The sequence below is a fragment of the Porphyromonas gingivalis ATCC 33277 genome (assembly GCF_000010505.1).
In the GTDB taxonomy this organism is placed as follows: Bacteria; Bacteroidota; Bacteroidia; order Bacteroidales; family Porphyromonadaceae; genus Porphyromonas; species Porphyromonas gingivalis.
On sequence record NC_010729.1, the window covers coordinates 884,557 to 901,599 of the forward strand.

Here is a 17,043-nt window from a genome sequence, read left to right on the forward strand (position 1 = left end):
ATTCTTTACTTGAGATTAGACAACGGCATTTCTGAAATGTGCAACGGATATGCTTCTAAAACAGCCTTCTGCTTGGAAGGAGTAAGCTCCTTGTATGGTTTGTGGAAATACTTTTGAGCAAATTCGTCCCAAACTTCGTTATATGCAGCAATGAGTTCATTTTGTACACTGATATACATCTGATAGCTGGTCTCGATCTGATTTTTGATCGAAATAGCATAAGAAGAAGTAACCAGTTCCATGGTACCAAGCCCTACTACCTCGCGCTTTTCCTTCTCGGGAAGATCGGCACGATTCGTGGGGTTGGCGATAAACTCTTTTGTAATCCGTCTTAAATCACTCAACTTCACGGGGATAATCTGATCCTGCGATCCTGTAGCTCCCTTTTTCAACAAGATAATCTCGTCATTCTTATTGACCAATATACGCATGATGTTGCGGTCATTGATCTCGACGTCGGGTTGTTTTTCCTTGTTAGGAGAGAGCGGTGGCAAACGACGAGTAAGCCCCATATCCGTATCCATTGATGTAGTAATCAAAAAGAAGATAAGCAACATAAAAGCGATATCGGCTGATGATGATCCGTTGATGCCGGGCGTTTTTCTTTTCTTTCTTGCCATAGTGCTTTCTGTTTTCTTTTATAATGATTACACGATCAACGCTTCAGTGACTTGCGGGCTGCACCCCAAATTGTTGCCAAAATTACAAGGATACCTAAGGTGTAGATGGTGTAAAGCCACATATCCGTAACTTTCAACCAACCCGGTGTGTTGTATTGGGCAGAATCTGCGTTGAGACTGATCATCGCCTCAGTACTACCCGCTGCATAGCCAATGAGCAACACGACAACCAAGAGGATGAAAGACGCAAGCGACATCATGGCTCTCCTGGGATTGTTCTTGAAACCCTTGGCAAAAGAGCCTAAGGAAAAGAACAAAGTCGCCAGCACGGCAGCTCCGAATAAAATATATGACCAAGTAAGCAGCAGGCCGGTCTGATGATAGATCGTCCTCTCTCCTTCCACGTGATTTCCTCCAAAGAAGAATGCCAATACAACGATAACGCTGATGGTCACAATAGAAATGAGAGTCCAGCTGGATACTTTTCTTATTTTAGTAACAGCCATATCTGTTATTATTTTTTGAATTTCACGTTGTACTTGATAATGGAATCGAGCAGTGTGATAGATGCGTCTTCCATCTTGTTGAGGATACCCTCTACCTTAGAAAGGATGTAGTTGTAGAATACTTGAAGGATCAAGGCTACGATAAGACCACCGATAGTAGTGATCAAAGCCACCTTCATACCGCCGGCTACAACCGTCGGGCTGATATCACCTACGCGCTCAATCTTGTCGAATGCCATCACCATACCTACTACTGTACCCAAGAATCCAAGAGAAGGAGCCATGGCAATAAAGAGGGTAATCCATGAAAGATTCTTTTCGAGCAAACCGCTCTGAACACCCCCGTATGAAACGATAGAGCGTTCTACAATATCTACTCCCTGATCAATACGCATCAGGCCCTGATAAGCGATTGATGCTACAGGACCACGAGTGTCGCGAGCAATGGTCTTAGCACCTTCTACATCGCCACGCTCAAGAGCTTGATCGATATCAGCAAGCAATTTTTCGTTGTTCGTGTCAGCCAAGTTCAGATAGATGATACGCTCTAGGCAGATAGCCAAACCTAAAATAAGGGCAATAGCTACAGTGGACATAAACTCGGGGCCACCTTCGATAAACTTCTTCTTCAATGCCTGGTGGAAAGAAGCTTCTTCAGCCGCGGGGATTGTTTCAACCGCAGGAGCTTCCTCTTCTACTGCAGCAGTCTCCATAGCTACCGAAGTGGCCGAATCAGCCGCTGCATCTTGAGCGAAAGCCTGAGTCATGAAGCCTACTGACATAAAGGCCACACATGCAATTGTTGCAAATAACTTTTTCATCGCGAGTCTTTTGTTTAGATTAGTACTTTTCGTTTTCTTTTATTTTGTTCCTTAATAATCTTCTGCGCGGAGAGAGCGGGATTCGAACCCGCGAAACGCTTTCGGCGTTTACACACTTTCCAGGCGTGCCTCTTCAACCACTCGAGCACCTCTCCTTGTCATTCCATTAAAAACTCCCTACCCGTCAACTTGGGTGCGGCTATAGCCTTATGCATCAGCCTCATAACCACGAATTATGGGTGGGAGGATTGCCGATCAATACAACGTCTTAACCGGATTCATCCGCAAATCTATGTTTTTTTCATCATTCCATCCCTATTTTGGAGCACATTTTTCAGTTGGAATACTTAAATCGGACGAATAATTTTTCCCTCTTGAAACTGAAAACCGAAAAAACGGCATGCATTTCGGACCGTTTTTTCAGCCAAAATATCCGGATCCAGTCCGAGACTGTGTGCAATAAAAGTAGCTGTATGCACCAGATAAGCAGGTTCATTGCGGCGGCCTCTTTTCGGGGTGGGTGCCAAGTAAGGCGAATCCGTTTCGAGCAGGAGCCGATCAAGAGGTATCAGAGGCAATAGGGCTGGGAGCGTGTTTTTCTTGAATGTTACAGTTCCATTGATACCTATATAGAAATGAGGATATGACAAAGCTCGTCGAAGATCGGTCTCATCGCCCGAAAAACTATGAAAAACACCTCGGATTTTATCGGATGGGAACCTGTTCAGACACGCAAATACCACATCCCATGCCTCGCGAGAATGTATAATAATCGGCAAGTCGTAAGCCATACTCCATTCTATCTGAGTAAGAAAGGCTTCGATTTGTTCTGCTTCGAATGTCTTATCCCAATACAAATCGATACCGATTTCTCCTATAGCTACGAACGAACGGGTATCCAGTTCGTGGCGAATAAAAGTGAGTTGTTCCCGAAAATCATTTCGCACTGATGTTGGATGCAGGCCCATAGCCTCGGACACATAGCCCGGGTGTCGAGAGAGGACTCCTTGCATACGCGCGATACTTTCCACATCGATATTCGGCATGACGAGATGAATGAGACCGGCTTCTTGAGCAGCAAGAATTACTTGCTCGACATCATCGTCGAACTGGGGTTCATAAACATGCGTATGGGTATCGATGAGTATCATTAGGCAAGAGCGAATAAGAGGCAATCACCTCTACTTATTCCGATGTATTGATACAAAAACTTTCTATTTCTTATGATTTTCTGTTACGGAGAGTACCGATCAGTTCTCTCAAAGGCTTGGTTGTGATCTCATCAAGACCCAATTCGTCAAGAGCCTTTTCGGCCAAACCGTTGTGATAATCGATCAGATCTTCCACGATCGGACGAATCCCCAGACGATTATAAATACCTGTCACAGCTCGGATCTTTTCTTCACACTGCACATCCGGCATCAAAAGGGATTCTCTGAGGAGATTCAATTCCTCTCCCTGAGCTATCTCAAGGGCTTTGATCAGAAGCATCGTCTTTTTATTACAAGCTATATCATCGCCGATTTTCTTGCCGAGGATAATGGGATCGCCATATACATCGAGGAGGTCGTCCTCCAATTGGAAAGACAAGCCGATATGTATGCCGTAGCGATAGAGAATATCTGCTTTCTCAATATCCGCTCCTCCGGCTATAGCCCCCATCTTAAGGGCTGTAGCCAAGAGAACTGCTGTCTTCAAACGAATCATTTCCAGGTACTCGTCCTCGGCAACAAAGTCCCGCCGTTCGAAGTCCATGTCGTACTGTTGTCCTTGGCAAATCTCCATAGCCATACGATTGAACAAGGGCAAAAGGACAGGCAGTAGCCGACTATCCACTTTGGCCAGATGCTCGTAGGCGGCAACTGTCATGGCATCGCCCGAGAGAATGGCTGTATTATCCCCCCACCGATGATGAACGGTTTCTTTACCTCTTCTCATGGAGGATTTGTCCATGAGATCGTCATGCAGCAAGGTGAAGTTATGGTAAGTTTCAATAGCCATAGCCACTTCGAGGGCCGGCTTATAATCACCACCGAACATCTCGCAGGCTATACATGCGAGGGTAGGGCGGACACGCTTGCCTCCGAGCCTCAAAATATAGGATATAGGTTGGAAGAGGCCGTCGGGTTTTCTCTGATCATAGGGTTGTGATGCTATCTCCTGTTCGATTATTTCTCTCAGGTCTTCGAAAGTATGCATAGTACTGTAACTATAGTAGGTTGATTATGACGGAACTAAAATAAAAAAGACTACCTGTCCTAATAGCAAGGACAGGGAGCCTTTTGTATTCTTTAAGAAATGATTTGGCTACAAGGATGAAAGCCCACTTTACGTCTTCTTCGCTTGAGCACAGAAAGATCGGAGCGTGCTTATTGCAGCTTGAACTGGACGGGCTGGGTACAGCGTACACGCACAGCTCTTCCCTGCTGCATACCGGGCTTCCATTTGGGCATAGTCTGTATCACGCGGAGGGCTTCCTTGTCAAGTGCAGGGTCAATACCCTTAACAACAGTTGCCTGTGTCACAGAACCATCTTTTTCGACCACGAAACGAACGATTACCTTACCTTGGATGCCCATTTCGGCAGCCTGCTCGGGATAGACCAAATTTTTACTAAGCCATTTAGAGAGAGCTGTATAACCACCCGGGAACTCTGCCGGACTTTCTACCACTTCGTGGATTTTGTCCTCTTCTTCCTCAACTTTGACGGGGGCAACGGGCGCAGGCGGGGGCAACGGTTTGCTCTCATCGACAGAGACCAAAGCGATTTTCTCCACTTTCTGGGTGTTATCTACCACCTTAAATTCTTCCGGCAGCTGTACCTCCTGTTGCTGGGGTTGCTCCGGCTCGGGCTGCTCCGGCTCCGGCTCGTTTTCTTCGAGCAGGATAGTTTCCTCCATGTCGGCAATATCCACTTTATCGCGTGTATAGGCCTCTATCTTATCGTAAGTACGATATTCCAAAGCTACATACACGATCGCGAGAGCTACGACAAGCCCCAAAAGGAAGTTCAAACCTTTTCCTTTCTCCAAGTCGGCCTTAGGCGATTTCTTGATTTCCATATCCGATAGTATTGTTTTTGATTTCTTGCTTTGGGGCAAAAATACAAAGTTTTTTCATCCCCAATTCGTTTTGGTAGGAAAAAATCAGGCGTATGGGGCAAATTGCAGGCTGCAAAAATCAGATGTTGGTCCTATGAGTCAAATTGCAGGCTATTTTTCTTCTGATTCAGGGGTTTATCCCAATCCGGTGAAGGATGTACTGAATATTAAGCATGAAGGTGACTTCGGTGTCCGGATATTTGATTTTTCAGGTCGTTTGGTGCTCTCTATGGAGAATACTCGCATGATCGGCGTGAAGTTTTTGACTGCCGGGGCCTATGTGATCAAACTCATGACTCAAGGCAGCACACCGGCCGAACGCTTCATCAAGCTCTGATTCTATTAAGAATCGCTTCGAAAAGGAGGAAATGTCAGAACGAAAAGTTTCGGCATTTCCTCTTTCCTTTAGAGGTCAGAAAGTGATCTGGAAGCGAGCACGGACTCCCCATTTATTCGGAGTCGTTTGTAATTGGGTGAAGCGTCGGAAGTATTCGATGCGCAGGAGCCGGAAGATATTCTCCAGACCTATGCTCCCTTCCATGTACCATGTATGATTCATGGGGATAGTATTTTCGGGAAAGAGAAAACTACCGACCGATCCGGGCTTATTATGGGGAGTAAGATCTCCCCACATGCCATGAAAAGAAATTAATTCGCGCCAAGCCAACCGTTTGATGAGCGGAATACGATTGAGCATAAGACCTTCCAGATGGTAGGTCAGATGAAACTGCGTGTATCGGTCAGCGATAAATTCCAATGGCTCCATCAACTGAAATGCTCCGCTTTGCAGAGTATAACTCTCATTGACCGGTGGAATCTCCAAGAGAGGGTAGGGAGCATGTGTCCAAACTTGCCCTGCACGAACAGAGGCATCCAACATTCCGAAAAGAGAGAGCCAAATGTGATGTTTGTATCGGAATTCCGTACGCTGGTAGCCGAAGTCTCCTCCAAACAGGCCTGAAAATGCCATGCGGTGCTCCAGTTCGAACACGGGAGATCGGCGCACTACATTGAAAGCCGTGTTCGGCCCTTTGCGACCGTTGTAGGGAATACGCCCCGGTTCATAGCGGAGGGTAAGCCCCAATTCCGTGGCGCGGTACGAATGGATCGGCCGTATCGTACCATCAGCCTCTACCTGATCGTAGCGTAGTGTGCCGGTAGGTTCGTCTCGGCGGTGGCTTCCCCAAATGATCGTACTGAAATCAGGCCCCCAGTCTCTATCATATTCCAACCGATATTCTTCGACGTAGGATCGGCGCAAATTGTTCATAGTGCCGAGTATGACCGTTATGTTGTCCTTGAAGATAGGATCCACTACTTGTCCCGGCGTATACAGATCGTACGAGGCGATGAAAGAGAGATTGCGATGTGGAAATTCTTGCATGTACAGCTTCTTAGGAATAGAGGAGTAAGTAAGAGCACCTCTCCACTTCCATCGTTTGTCCTTGAACCCGTATGCAATATAACCTTGAGCGAAAAAATGCGGATTGAGAGCGGCCAGTGTCATGCCACCTACGCGCATACGGAAGCCCTCGATTTTGTTGCCTCCGAAGAGGGTATGCACAGGCCCGAAGTCGAATTTGGGGCGTATAGAGTCGTTCATCGCAATGGGGAATCCGAGATAACCGGTCAGCAGTGTTTTGGCGATGGTGGTAGATGCCTTGAATGTACGATCGTTGCGTAGATAATGCATGAAAGACAACAGCTTTTTCCCCGTGGAAGGCAGTGGTTCCGGTCTCATTACATTCCAGTAGCCATCCGTTTCGCGAGGAGCTGCCGCATCGTAAACCGAATCGGTAGCAAGAAAACCGACAGAAGACGGATCCCTGCCAATGCTTCCTTCACCGATGCGATAGTCGGAAAGGATACGGCTCTGCTCCACTTCCAACCCTTGAGGAATGAATGAAGTAGCCGATAATAATGCCTGAAAATCCTGCCGTTTCAGTACGCGATAGTATCGGGTCGTTTGTCCCGAAACATCTATACAGGGAACCCGTTGGAAATCTTGTGCTATGCGTAGGTGGGTCACCCAGTTCACATTGCTCGATATCGGCAGGTTCAGGATGATCCGACGTAACGAATAATCGCTCTTGACGATCCAGAGCCTTCCCGTAAAGCCTGCACTCTCGGGATTGAAAGGAGAGAAAATCATTTCGATACAATCCTCATCCTCTATTCGCACAGTATCGGCAATGAAGTACTTGTAGAAACTTGTTGCAAAAGTGCTGCTCATCGGGCTGGGAAAGCGACTGAGCATGATGGGAATATCGTTGTCGTAGATATTGATCGGGCGGAATATCTCTTCCAGATTGGTGGTCAGGGGACCCTCATCGAGCTTTTCGTCCACACCGTCCAGTCGTCGTGCCAATACTCGTGTACGCTCGCCTTTGTTGGGCAGTCGCTCGGTCTGTATCAGTTTCTCTCGCATGGATAGCGGCAGTATGCGCCTGTCGGTAAAGCGTGAGCTGTCTGCCCATTGTGCACACTGTTCGTGCTTGAGGTGCAAGAATCCTTCGTCCGATCGGAAATCATCGTCCGAGACAAGTATCCTTTCGTATGTACGGTAGCTGTACGCCGGTGCCGATTCTATCCGGTTGTTGTCCTTGGCCGCTATGGCTTTGCGGATCAGGTCCACAGCGGGGTTGTTTTTCTTGGAGTATTTCCGTCTCTTGGCTTTGACCACTACGCTGCTCAGTTGCAACTCCTCCGAAGCCAAAAGGATACGGCAGTGCATATTGCGCTTTTCGCTCGAACGCAATGAAAAAGTTTGCTTCCTGTATCCGGTCGATGATATGATGATAGTCCGATCGTTATGGGGAGAAGTCAGGTCGAACATACCGGCGGCAGAGGTTACCGTGCCCACTCCTTTATTGTCGGCACAGAAGACCGAAGCATAGGGGATCGGCTCCAATGTAGCCGAATCCAATACCACTCCGGCGAAGCGAGTTTGCCCTGCGAGCGGTAGCATCCCCAATAAGAAAAGAGAGAGGAAGAAGAGAGAGAGAGCCGATTTCCTGCTTATAGCTGACATTGCTGATGTTTGCATGAGAGGGTCTTTCGCCTGCGGGCGGTCAATGCGGAATAGTCAAAAATACCGGATCGGCACCATCTTCGGCACTGACGATCTGTGTACTTATGTCCGAAGCACCGGCATAAAGCTTGAGCAAGCGTACTGCTTCGGCGACTGCCTCTTCGAGACAGTCCGAATGAGTCCGATCCACACCGAAATCATTGATGAATATGAGCGTATTCTTCGTGATGTCGTCCACGCTCGTTCGTTCGTGGTCGCTGGTAGGAGTGGCGAAAGCACCGTTCTCGTCGCGATAGACAGGCAGGCCTTCGATATTCAATTCGCCACGTCCGATTCCGACAAAAGGTTCGTCTGCATATCCCACGCCGAATACAATGTCGGAGCCTACCTTATCACGGTCGAATACCCCGATAGAGTACCCTGTACGAAGAGATAAAAGGTTGCCTATGTCCACCAAAGCATTGATATAATAAAGCCCCAATCCGCGTACTACACGTCGGGACAACTGCTCGGCAGACGGCCTGTAGCGGTTAGGATCCTTGCCGGTACGTTTGTAGCAGCTGCGTGTGGCTGCTATGGCAGGGATTTCTTTGATGGCCGGGAGGTCGCAAGTCTGTATCAGCCGATCGGCCTCTCTGTTCATCTCATCTATAAGAGTGGATGGCGACCGGCCTGCTGCAACTTTGGCCGTTACCACTCCTACGCGAAAAGCCGGACAATGATGCAGAATAGGTACGTCAAAGCTGATCCGGTGCATCGTCTCCTTCGTTATCGTATTCGATCTCCAAATCAAAATCAATGTCGTCGAGACCTTCTTCATCCTCGTCGTCTTCTATCGATGCCGGGAACAAATCGTCCTCCTCATCCCATGTAAGACTGGTCAAATCAAGAGCTTGGCGTACTATGCTGTCCGGCTCGTGAAGGGTCTCCTTGCTGAGTTCTTTCCACAAGGTATCCTTTAGCTCTTCCAGTCCCTGTTGTGCCACGGCAGAAATGAAAACTACGGGCAAGCCTGTCGGCAGCTCCTCCCGAAGCATCTCGCACAGCTCTTCGTCGATGAGGTCGCACTTGGTTATGGCCAGCACTTTGCGCTTTTGTGCCAACTCTTCGTTGTATGCCACCAGCTCCCGACTGAGTATCTCGTATTCCTTGGCAATGTTGTCCGTATCGGCCGGAATCATGAAGAGGAGCAAAGCGTTCCTTTCGATGTGCCGCAGGAAACGCAGTCCCAGTCCTTTCCCCGATGAAGCCCCTTCGATGATGCCCGGGATGTCCGCCATTACAAAGGATCGCTTGTCTCGATAGGCTACGATACCGAGATTGGGTTCCAGCGTAGTGAACGGATAGTTGGCGATCTTCGGCTTTGCAGCAGTGAGCACTGATAGCAGTGTCGATTTGCCGGCATTGGGAAATCCGACCAGACCGACATCGGCCAGCATCTTGAGCTGCATGATCACCATACGCTCCTGTGCCGGCTCGCCGGGCTGAGCATATCGGGGGGCCTGATTGGTAGCGGTCTTGAAGAACGTATTGCCGTGTCCGCCTCGGCCTCCCTGGAGCAGCATCACCTGCTGTCCGTGCTCGGTAATGTCTGTGATAAACTCACCCGTATCGGCATCGTAAACAGCCGTCCCGCAGGGGACTTCTATGATACGATCCTCTCCGTTCGCTCCGGTACTTCGCTTGGCTCCGCCGCTCTGTCCGTTCGTAGCCATGATATGACGGTCATAGCGCAGATGCAGCAGTGTCCAATAATTCCGATTGCCACGGAGAAAGACATGTCCGCCACGGCCTCCGTCGCCTCCGTCCGGGCCACCTTTGGGGATATACTTCTCCCTGCGGAAGTGCGTAGAGCCTCTCCCTCCCTTGCCCGAACGGCAGTATATCTTGACGTAATCGACGAAATTGGACTCTGCTGCCATACGATGGATTTAGTTAGAGACTTTGCGGAACTTGTCCACAATGGGAGCGATACGCAAAGCGATCTCTTCTATCGTCCCCGTACCTACCACGTTGTGCAGCACATTCTTCCGGGTGAAGAAATCCACTAATGGTGCAGTCTCGTTGGCATATACATCCAGACGCTTGCGAATGGTCTCGATGTTGTCATCCGATCGGCCACTGATCTTTCCTCTGTTCAGGAGGCGTTCGATGAGCATTTCCTCGGGTACTTGCAGATTCAGCACTATGTCCACCTTCCATCCATGATGTGCGAGCATCGTCTCCATGGCTTCTGCTTGGGGAATGGTACGTGGAAATCCGTCGAAGATAATCCCTTCGGTATCGACCAAAGTGCTGATGAGCTTTTCCATCATGTCCACGATCAGGCTGTCAGGTACGAGGTGTCCCTCGTTGATGTAGCCGGCTGCTGCTTGGCCCAGTTCGGTCTGAGCTTTGATTTCGGCACGAAGCAACTCTCCGGTTGAAATATGCCGGAATCCATATCGACGGATCAGTTCTTCGCTTTGGGTGCCCTTCCCGGAACCGGGAGCACCGAAGATTAGTACGTTAAGCATCTATTCTTTTATTTTATAGATGTCCTGGTACATGCGTCCCAGATCATCATAGTCAAGGCCGTGTCCTACGATAAAGTCATTGCCGATCTCCAAGCCTACATAATCGGTATGGATATCGCATTTGAGTGCAGCGGGTTTGGTCAGCATAGCTGCTATGCGCACCTCTTTGGCTCCAAGTTCGTAGAAATTCTCCTTTACGCAACTCATCGTATAGCCCGAATCAATCAGATCTTCTACGATGACCACTGTCCTGCCACGCATGTCGGCCGTCACGGGCATAATCTCCTTGAGCACGAATGTGCTCTGCATACCGCAATAGCTGGAGTAGCGGGCGAAATCCACTTGATAACTCTCATCGAGAGCCTGCATCAGTTCGGCTGCAAACATAAACGAGCCGTTCATGATACAGACGAATAGGGGATTGTCCTCATGCAGATCCCGTTTGATCTCGGCAGCCATCCTCTTAATGGCTTCATGTATGCGAGTCGCCGGAATGTAAATCTCAAACTCTTTGTCTTTCAGTTTGATTGTTCTCATTTGTCGCAATGACTTTCTTTATTGTGCGTGCAAATATAGCCATTTTGCATAGGGCAGCTGCATAGAAACGACTCCGTATTATATATAAGGAGGCGATCGTATAAGGATGCGTTTGGGATAATCTCGCGAATCCCATGTTCTGATAGTTTACGCCCCGAATTTTTTAGGTTTCTACCTCCTAAAAACGTGGCGCGGGAAAATTTTTCTTTTGGTGCGAGAAGTGAAAAAAACACGTGCCGGAACGAAAAAGTTGCGGTTCCACTTTTTCAGAAAACACGTGCCACAGTCGGAGCGTTTCCGGTTCGTGTTTTTATGTTGGCAGGTTATGAGCATGTGCCTGCAAGGGTGATGTGCAATGTCGAAAATAGGTCGGATCAGATAAAAACAGCTGCCACAAGTACTACACGCCGGTTTGTTTAATAAGTCAGAGACGGATTCTTTTCTATTGATTACTAATGGTATAATGGCGACTTTTTCTCTGTGGAGAGGTTCTCGGGCGGAATGGAAATAACCGTGAATTTTCCCGAAAAGAGTCGGTTGCATGGAAAAGTCTGTACCTTTGGAAGAATTATAAACCAAAAATTTTGCACCACATGGCTAACGATAAGACGCAGACCGTGCAGATGCTCAAGCACGATTTGGACTATTTGGAATTGCTCTCGGAGAGTTTCCCGACAGCGACGGAAGTAGCTACGGAGATTATCAATCTTGAAGCTATATTGAATCTGCCTAAAGGAACAGAACACTTCCTGGCGGACATTCACGGCGAATACGAAGCCTTTATCCATGTGCTCAAGAATGCTTCCGGTAGTATTCGGAGAAAGGTAGACGAGGTCTTCGGCGGTCAGTTGCGCCAGAATCAGAAGCGAGAGCTGTGCACCCTGATCTATTATCCTCGCGAGAAACTCGAACTCGTGAAGCAAAGTGATGAGCGGATGGAGGACTGGTATATGGTCACGCTGAATCAGCTGATCAAAGTGTGTCAGAAAGCTGCAGAGAAATATACTCGCTCCAAGGTACGTAAGACCCTTCCTCCCAAGTACAGCTATATCATTCAGGAGCTACTCCACGAAGATGGTGTCAATCCCAATAAATCGGCTTATATCAGCAGCATCTTTTCCTCTATAATATCCACAGGGTGTGCCGATGACTTTATCATTGCCATTAGTGAGACCATCCAGCGGCTGGTCATCGACCATCTGCACGTGGTAGGGGATGTCTTCGACCGTGGCCCCGGAGCACATATCATCATGGATACCCTTATGAAGTATCATCATTTCGATATACAGTGGGGCAATCATGACATGCTGTGGATGGGAGCTGCTGTGGGCAATGCCTCTTGTATGGCCAATGTGGTGCGTATAGCACTGCGCTATGCCAATTTGGATACATTGGAGAGCGGATACGGTATTAACTTGTTGCCTTTGGCGCGTTTCGCCATGGACACTTATGCGGACGATCCCTGTACCGTATTTAAGCCCAAACTGGCTCAGGCCGACCAGACGTATGATGACAAGAGCGTCTATCTGATCAGTCAGATGCACAAAGCCATATCTATCATTCAGTTCAAGCTGGAGCACCAGATCATAGCCCGTCATCCGGAGTACAAGATGGACAATCGGGATTTGTTCCATCTGGTGAACTTCACCGATGGTACCATCAAGCTGTCGAGTGGCGTATATCCGATGTTGGATATGAATTTCCCGACCGTGGATCCGGCCGATCCGTATGCACTGACAGAGCAAGAGCAGAATATCGTAGATCGTCTGATGGGCTGTTTTATGCGGAGTGAAAAACTGCAAAACCATCTCAAATGCCTCTATCGTCATGGCAGTATGTACCTGACGTATAATATGAATCTGCTCTACCATGCTTCTATCCCTCTGAACAAGGATAAGTCGCTCAAGAAAGTACGGGTAGGGGACAAGACCTATGCCGGACGCGAATTGCTCGACAAGGTGGAAGAGATGATCCGTACCGCATATGTGGCTCCCGAGAAAAGCGATCAGAGACTTGCGGCTGTGGACTACATGTGGTACCTCTGGTGCGGACCGGATTCTCCTCTTTTCGACAAAGCTATGATGACTACTTTCGAGCGTTACTTCATCGAAGATAAGGCTACGCATCATGAGGAAAAGGGTTACTACTACGTCTATCGTCAGGAGAAAGCCGTTTGTGAGATGATCCTCAAAGAGTTTGGGCTTGAAGGTCCTGATACGCATATAATCAACGGGCACGTTCCGGTGAAGGCCAAGAAAGGGGAGCTTCCTATCGGAGCTGAAGGCAAACTGATGTTGATAGATGGCGGATTCAGCAAGGCATATCAGTCAAGTACGGGGATCGCCGGGTATACGCTGATATTTAACTCTCAGGGATTGCATCTTGTACAGCACGAACCGTTTAGTTCCACACGCAAGGCTATCGAAGAGATGGAGGACATCAAGAGTATCACGGTGGTGCGTGAGGTCACATCCCATCGTATGCTGGTAAAGGATACGGACAATGGCCACTTGCTGAGCAAGCAGGTTGAAAACCTCAAAAAACTCCTTCAGGCGTACAGCTACGGACTGATCAAGGAACGAAAAAAATAGCGTGGTAAGAGAGACAGGAGTGGCTTTAATCTCGGATTATGGCGGACGGATATGTTATTCGCCCTTCGTTCTCCCGATTGGCCATTTTGCTCCGGATAATGATTAGGAGTGGCAGAGTCCGCTTCCGATATTTCTAATTCATAGATAATACGACGTTGAGTAAACTAACCAATAAGATCGTCCGGATACTTTGGACTGTCTTCATTGCCGGTTGGGCTGTTATCGGCATCCTGTTCCTGTTTATTGCTACCGGTATGATCGGCTATATGCCGCCTATCGAGCATTTGCAGAATCCCATTGACAAGTATGCATCGCAGCTTATATCTGCCGATGGGAAGGTGTTCGGTTCTTATGCCCACAGCGGTGACAATCGGATATATACCAGATACAACGAGATTTCACCCGATCTGATCAAGGCTCTCATCGCTACGGAGGATGTCCGCTTCCGTAAGCATTCGGGAATAGACAGCAAAGGTCTGTTCCGAGCCGTGGTCAAACGCGGTATCCTCAATCAAAAAAGCGGTGGAGGGGGTAGTACCATTACCCAGCAACTGGCCAAACTCCTTTATTCGCCGCGCACGGAGACCAAACTCGGACGCCTCTTCCAAAAACCGATCGAGTGGGTCATCGCCGTGAAGCTGGAGCGTTTTTATACGAAGGAAGAGATCATCACCATGTATCTCAACTACTTCGACTTCCTGTACAATGCCGTTGGGATCAAGTCTGCGGCTTATACCTACTTCGGTAAGCAGCCGGCTGATTTGAAGATAGAGGAGGCAGCCGTTCTGGTCGGTATGTGCAAGAATCCGGCCTATTATAATCCCGTTTTGCATGGCGAGACAGAACGTTGCCGAGGACGCCGCAATATCGTTCTGGAGCAGATGTACAAGGCCAAATATATCACTAAGGCAGAATGCGATTCTCTCCAAAAGCTTCCGTTGGTCACATCTTTTCATCGGATTACGCATCGCGATGGCGAAGCTCCTTATTTCAGGGAGCGTCTGAGGCAGGTGCTTATGGCCAAAAAACCTGAGCGCAAAAATTATTTGGCTTGGCAGGATGATCAGTATCGAGCCGATTCCATTGCTTGGGAGACTGATCCGGTCTATGGCTGGTGCAATAAGAACAAGAAAGCCGATGGCTCCAACTATAACATCTATACCGATGGTCTCAAGATCTACACGACCATAGATCTGAGGATGCAGCAGTATGCGGAAGAAGCCATGGTCAAGCAGATGAAAGAAGTGTTGCAGCCGATATTCGACAAGGAAAAAAGAGGACGCTCGTATGCTCCTTTCTCCAGGGATATTACTTCGGACGAACAGCGAAGTATTTTGCTCCGGGCAATGAAACAAACCGATCGCTGGCGAGAGATGAAGAAAGCCGGCATATCGGAGTCCGAGATCCGTGCTTCTTTCAACAAGAAACGAAAGATGCAGGTTTGGAATTGGCGAGGAACGATCGATACGGTTATGTCACCGCTCGACTCCATCAAGTATCTCAAGGGAATCTTGCGAACCGGATTCATGGCCATGAATCCGCACAACGGACATATTAAGGCGTATGTGGGAGGAATTAATTTCCGTAATTTCCAATACGATATGGTTAGTCAAGGACGTCGCCAGGTGGGATCGACTATCAAACCATTCCTGTACTCCCTCTCCATGCTCGAAGGAATATCGCCTTGCGATGAGATGCTCCATGTATCCCAGACCTTATTCACCGAATCCGGAAAGGCTTGGACACCGAAGAATGCGGGTGCCAGACGGACAGGCGAAATGGTGAGTATCAAATGGGGGTTGCAGAACTCTTCCAACTGGGTTACGGCCTATCTGATGGGACGTACTTCTCCCTACACTTTTGTCCGCTTGTTGAGGTCTTACGGCTTGAGCGGATATTTGGAACCCAGCCTCTCCATCTGTTTGGGTACACCGGACGTGTCGGTGCAGGAGATGGTGAGTGCCTATACCACCTTTGTCAATAAGGGTATTCGGGTCAATCCTTTGCCTATAACGCGAATAGAGGATCAGTATGGCAATGTGGTGGCTCAGTTCTCACCGAATATGGTGGAAGTACTCCCGCCTGATGCGGCATACAAGATGCTCTATATGTTGAAGTCCGTAGTCGATGGCGGTACCGGTAGCAGACTGAGGTATCGCTATGGATTCAAACTCGATATGGGAGGAAAGACGGGTACCACACAGAATAACAGTGATGGCTGGTTCGTAGGCTTTACTCCTTCTCTTGTGGCCGGCTGTTGGGTTGGCGGCGAGGATAGGTCTGAGCATTTCGACTCTATGTCCAATGGGCAGGGGGCTGCTTCTGCGTTGCCTATTTTTGCCGAATTTCTCAAGCGGGTATACGCTGATCCCAAGCTGGGCTATACAACGGAAGAGAAATTTGAGTTCCCACAGGATTTCCAGCCATGTATGATGGATCAGAATGTAGAGTATTTCGATGCAGGGGGCGGTGAAGTGGTGGAACCTTTACCGGAGATCCTTGTTGAATGACCATAGGAAACAGAATAATAAAATAAAAGCAAATAACGAAACGCGGTATGAACTTTAACGAATTGAACAATCAATCCACTGTCTATGTGGATAGTACGCTCCAAACGACAACTATGCGCCATGTCTTTACATGGATGTTTGGTGCACTCGGTATCACGGCTCTTACAGCCATGCTCGTTGCTAAGAGTTCGTTGATATATACTATGATAATGAATTCCGGATTGCTGTGGGGATTGATCATTGCAGAGTTGGCTTTGGTCTTTATTCTATCGGCACGTATCGGTAAGATGTCGTTCTTTACATCCTCTCTCTTGTTTACGATCTATTCTATTCTGAATGGAGTGACACTGAGCAGTATCTTTATCGTGTATACGATGACGAGCATTGCGGCCACATTTTTTATTACAGCCGGTATGTTCGGAGCCATGGCTCTGTGGGGATATTTTACCAAAAAAGATTTGAGCAAGTGGGGTAGTATTTTCTTTATGCTCCTGATCGGTTTGATTTTGGCCACTGTCGTGAATCTGTTCCTCCGTTCGGGTGCTATGGGCTTTATCTTCTCCATTGTCGGTGTGATCATCTTTACGGGCCTTACCGCTTTCGATGTGAACAAAATCAAGCAGATGCTGGCTCAAACGCAAGGATTCGAAGAGGGAGATGTAGTTCGCAAAGTAGCCCTGATGGGAGCCTTGACGCTCTATCTCGATTTCATCAATCTTTTCCTCTATCTGCTTCGCTTCTTCGGCCGAAGGGACTGAATCCCTCCCATTGAAAAGACAAAGACAATAATAAAAATCCCTGCCAACGATC

At 48.2% G+C, this 17,043-nt stretch carries 16 protein-coding genes and 1 tRNA gene; 5 read left to right on the forward strand and 12 right to left on the reverse strand.

The features are described 5' to 3' along the window. Window positions 1–5 precede the first annotated feature (5 nt). The 7 genes from PGN_RS03835 to PGN_RS03865 form a co-directional block, all read right to left on the reverse strand. Window positions 6–620, reverse strand: coding sequence for an ExbD/TolR family protein (locus PGN_RS03835; RefSeq protein WP_004585315.1), 615 nt, complete (start codon window positions 618–620; stop codon window positions 6–8). Between the two features lie 35 nt (window positions 621–655). Further along, the gene (locus tag PGN_RS03840; protein ID WP_004585316.1) at window positions 656–1,126 is read right to left on the reverse strand and encodes a hypothetical protein; all 471 of its coding nucleotides are present in this window, start codon (window positions 1,124–1,126) and stop codon (window positions 656–658) included. Between the two features lie 8 nt (window positions 1,127–1,134). Next, window positions 1,135–1,947 (reverse strand): MotA/TolQ/ExbB proton channel family protein, encoded by an 813-nt coding sequence (locus PGN_RS03845; protein ID WP_004585317.1) that lies wholly within the window; start codon window positions 1,945–1,947, stop codon window positions 1,135–1,137. 67 nt (window positions 1,948–2,014) lie between these two features. Then, a tRNA-Ser gene (locus PGN_RS03850) sits at window positions 2,015–2,102 on the reverse strand. Between the two features lie 192 nt (window positions 2,103–2,294). Continuing rightward, the gene (locus PGN_RS03855) at window positions 2,295–3,098 is read right to left on the reverse strand and encodes a TatD family hydrolase (protein ID WP_039417259.1); all 804 of its coding nucleotides are present in this window, start codon (window positions 3,096–3,098) and stop codon (window positions 2,295–2,297) included. Window positions 3,099–3,168: 70 nt separating this feature from the next. Then, window positions 3,169–4,146 carry a polyprenyl synthetase family protein gene (locus PGN_RS03860; protein ID WP_012457792.1) on the reverse strand — a complete coding sequence of 326 codons (978 nt, stop codon included), beginning with the start codon at window positions 4,144–4,146 and terminating at the stop codon, window positions 3,169–3,171. Window positions 4,147–4,316: 170 nt separating this feature from the next. Continuing rightward, window positions 4,317–5,009 (reverse strand): energy transducer TonB, encoded by a 693-nt coding sequence (locus PGN_RS03865; protein ID WP_012457793.1) that lies wholly within the window; start codon window positions 5,007–5,009, stop codon window positions 4,317–4,319. A gap of 133 nt (window positions 5,010–5,142) precedes the next feature. Between PGN_RS03865 and PGN_RS03870 the strand changes: the two genes are divergently transcribed. Then, the gene (locus PGN_RS03870; RefSeq protein WP_012457794.1) at window positions 5,143–5,385 is read left to right on the forward strand and encodes a T9SS type A sorting domain-containing protein; all 243 of its coding nucleotides are present in this window, start codon (window positions 5,143–5,145) and stop codon (window positions 5,383–5,385) included. A 75-nt stretch (window positions 5,386–5,460) separates the two neighbouring features. Here PGN_RS03870 and PGN_RS03875 read toward each other — a convergent pair whose 3' ends face one another. The 5 genes from PGN_RS03875 to PGN_RS03895 are packed head-to-tail and all read right to left on the reverse strand — an operon-like array spanning window position 5,461 to window position 11,132. Further along, window positions 5,461–8,094 carry a DUF5686 and carboxypeptidase-like regulatory domain-containing protein gene (locus PGN_RS03875; protein WP_230847060.1) on the reverse strand — a complete coding sequence of 878 codons (2,634 nt, stop codon included), beginning with the start codon at window positions 8,092–8,094 and terminating at the stop codon, window positions 5,461–5,463. Window positions 8,095–8,119: 25 nt separating this feature from the next. Continuing rightward, on the reverse strand, window positions 8,120–8,836 hold the full coding sequence (locus tag PGN_RS03880) for a B3/B4 domain-containing protein (protein WP_012457796.1): 717 nt from the start codon (window positions 8,834–8,836) through the stop codon (window positions 8,120–8,122). Then, the gene (gene obgE, locus PGN_RS03885; RefSeq protein WP_004585324.1) at window positions 8,817–10,001 is read right to left on the reverse strand and encodes a GTPase ObgE; all 1,185 of its coding nucleotides are present in this window, start codon (window positions 9,999–10,001) and stop codon (window positions 8,817–8,819) included. Before obgE ends, PGN_RS03880 begins: the two co-directional genes overlap by 20 nt. A gap of 9 nt (window positions 10,002–10,010) precedes the next feature. Beyond that, entirely contained in the window at window positions 10,011–10,595 is a 585-nt protein-coding gene (locus tag PGN_RS03890; protein ID WP_004585325.1) for an adenylate kinase, read from the reverse strand. Continuing rightward, window positions 10,596–11,132, reverse strand: coding sequence for a phosphoribosyltransferase (locus tag PGN_RS03895; RefSeq protein WP_010956126.1), 537 nt, complete (start codon window positions 11,130–11,132; stop codon window positions 10,596–10,598). Between the two features lie 220 nt (window positions 11,133–11,352). On the opposite strand from PGN_RS03895, the gene PGN_RS11175 reads away from it, so the two are divergent. From PGN_RS11175 to PGN_RS03910, 4 genes are all read left to right on the forward strand, one after another. After that, window positions 11,353–11,481 (forward strand): DUF1661 domain-containing protein, encoded by a 129-nt coding sequence (locus PGN_RS11175; protein WP_230456000.1) that lies wholly within the window; start codon window positions 11,353–11,355, stop codon window positions 11,479–11,481. A gap of 274 nt (window positions 11,482–11,755) precedes the next feature. Then, window positions 11,756–13,723: a fructose-1,6-bisphosphatase gene (locus tag PGN_RS03900; RefSeq protein WP_173032068.1), complete on the forward strand. Its 1,968-nt coding sequence runs from the start codon at window positions 11,756–11,758 to the stop codon at window positions 13,721–13,723. Window positions 13,724–13,878: 155 nt separating this feature from the next. Further along, on the forward strand, window positions 13,879–16,233 hold the full coding sequence (locus PGN_RS03905) for a transglycosylase domain-containing protein (RefSeq protein ID WP_012457798.1): 2,355 nt from the start codon (window positions 13,879–13,881) through the stop codon (window positions 16,231–16,233). 47 nt (window positions 16,234–16,280) lie between these two features. After that, window positions 16,281–16,991 carry a Bax inhibitor-1/YccA family protein gene (locus PGN_RS03910; protein ID WP_012457799.1) on the forward strand — a complete coding sequence of 237 codons (711 nt, stop codon included), beginning with the start codon at window positions 16,281–16,283 and terminating at the stop codon, window positions 16,989–16,991. Window positions 16,992–17,043 lie beyond the last annotated feature (52 nt).

Coding starts and splice junctions, on each gene's coding strand:
- PGN_RS03890 (WP_004585325.1), bottom strand. CDS start 10,595: ATGCTTAACGTACTAATCTTCGGTGCTCCCGGTTCCGGGAAGGGCACC.
- PGN_RS03855 (WP_039417259.1), bottom strand. CDS start 3,098: ATGATACTCATCGATACCCATACGCATGTTTATGAACCCCAGTTCGAC.
- PGN_RS03840 (WP_004585316.1), bottom strand. CDS start 1,126: ATGGCTGTTACTAAAATAAGAAAAGTATCCAGCTGGACTCTCATTTCT.
- PGN_RS03835 (WP_004585315.1), bottom strand. CDS start 620: ATGGCAAGAAAGAAAAGAAAAACGCCCGGCATCAACGGATCATCATCA.
- PGN_RS03845 (WP_004585317.1), bottom strand. CDS start 1,947: ATGAAAAAGTTATTTGCAACAATTGCATGTGTGGCCTTTATGTCAGTA.
- PGN_RS03875 (WP_230847060.1), bottom strand. CDS start 8,094: ATGCAAACATCAGCAATGTCAGCTATAAGCAGGAAATCGGCTCTCTCT.
- obgE (WP_004585324.1), bottom strand. CDS start 10,001: ATGGCAGCAGAGTCCAATTTCGTCGATTACGTCAAGATATACTGCCGT.
- PGN_RS03895 (WP_010956126.1), bottom strand. CDS start 11,132: ATGAGAACAATCAAACTGAAAGACAAAGAGTTTGAGATTTACATTCCG.
- PGN_RS03865 (WP_012457793.1), bottom strand. CDS start 5,009: ATGGAAATCAAGAAATCGCCTAAGGCCGACTTGGAGAAAGGAAAAGGT.
- PGN_RS03870 (WP_012457794.1), top strand. CDS start 5,143: ATGAGTCAAATTGCAGGCTATTTTTCTTCTGATTCAGGGGTTTATCCC.
- PGN_RS03900 (WP_173032068.1), top strand. CDS start 11,756: ATGCTCAAGCACGATTTGGACTATTTGGAATTGCTCTCGGAGAGTTTC.
- PGN_RS03880 (WP_012457796.1), bottom strand. CDS start 8,836: ATGCACCGGATCAGCTTTGACGTACCTATTCTGCATCATTGTCCGGCT.
- PGN_RS03860 (WP_012457792.1), bottom strand. CDS start 4,146: ATGCATACTTTCGAAGACCTGAGAGAAATAATCGAACAGGAGATAGCA.
- PGN_RS03910 (WP_012457799.1), top strand. CDS start 16,281: ATGAACTTTAACGAATTGAACAATCAATCCACTGTCTATGTGGATAGT.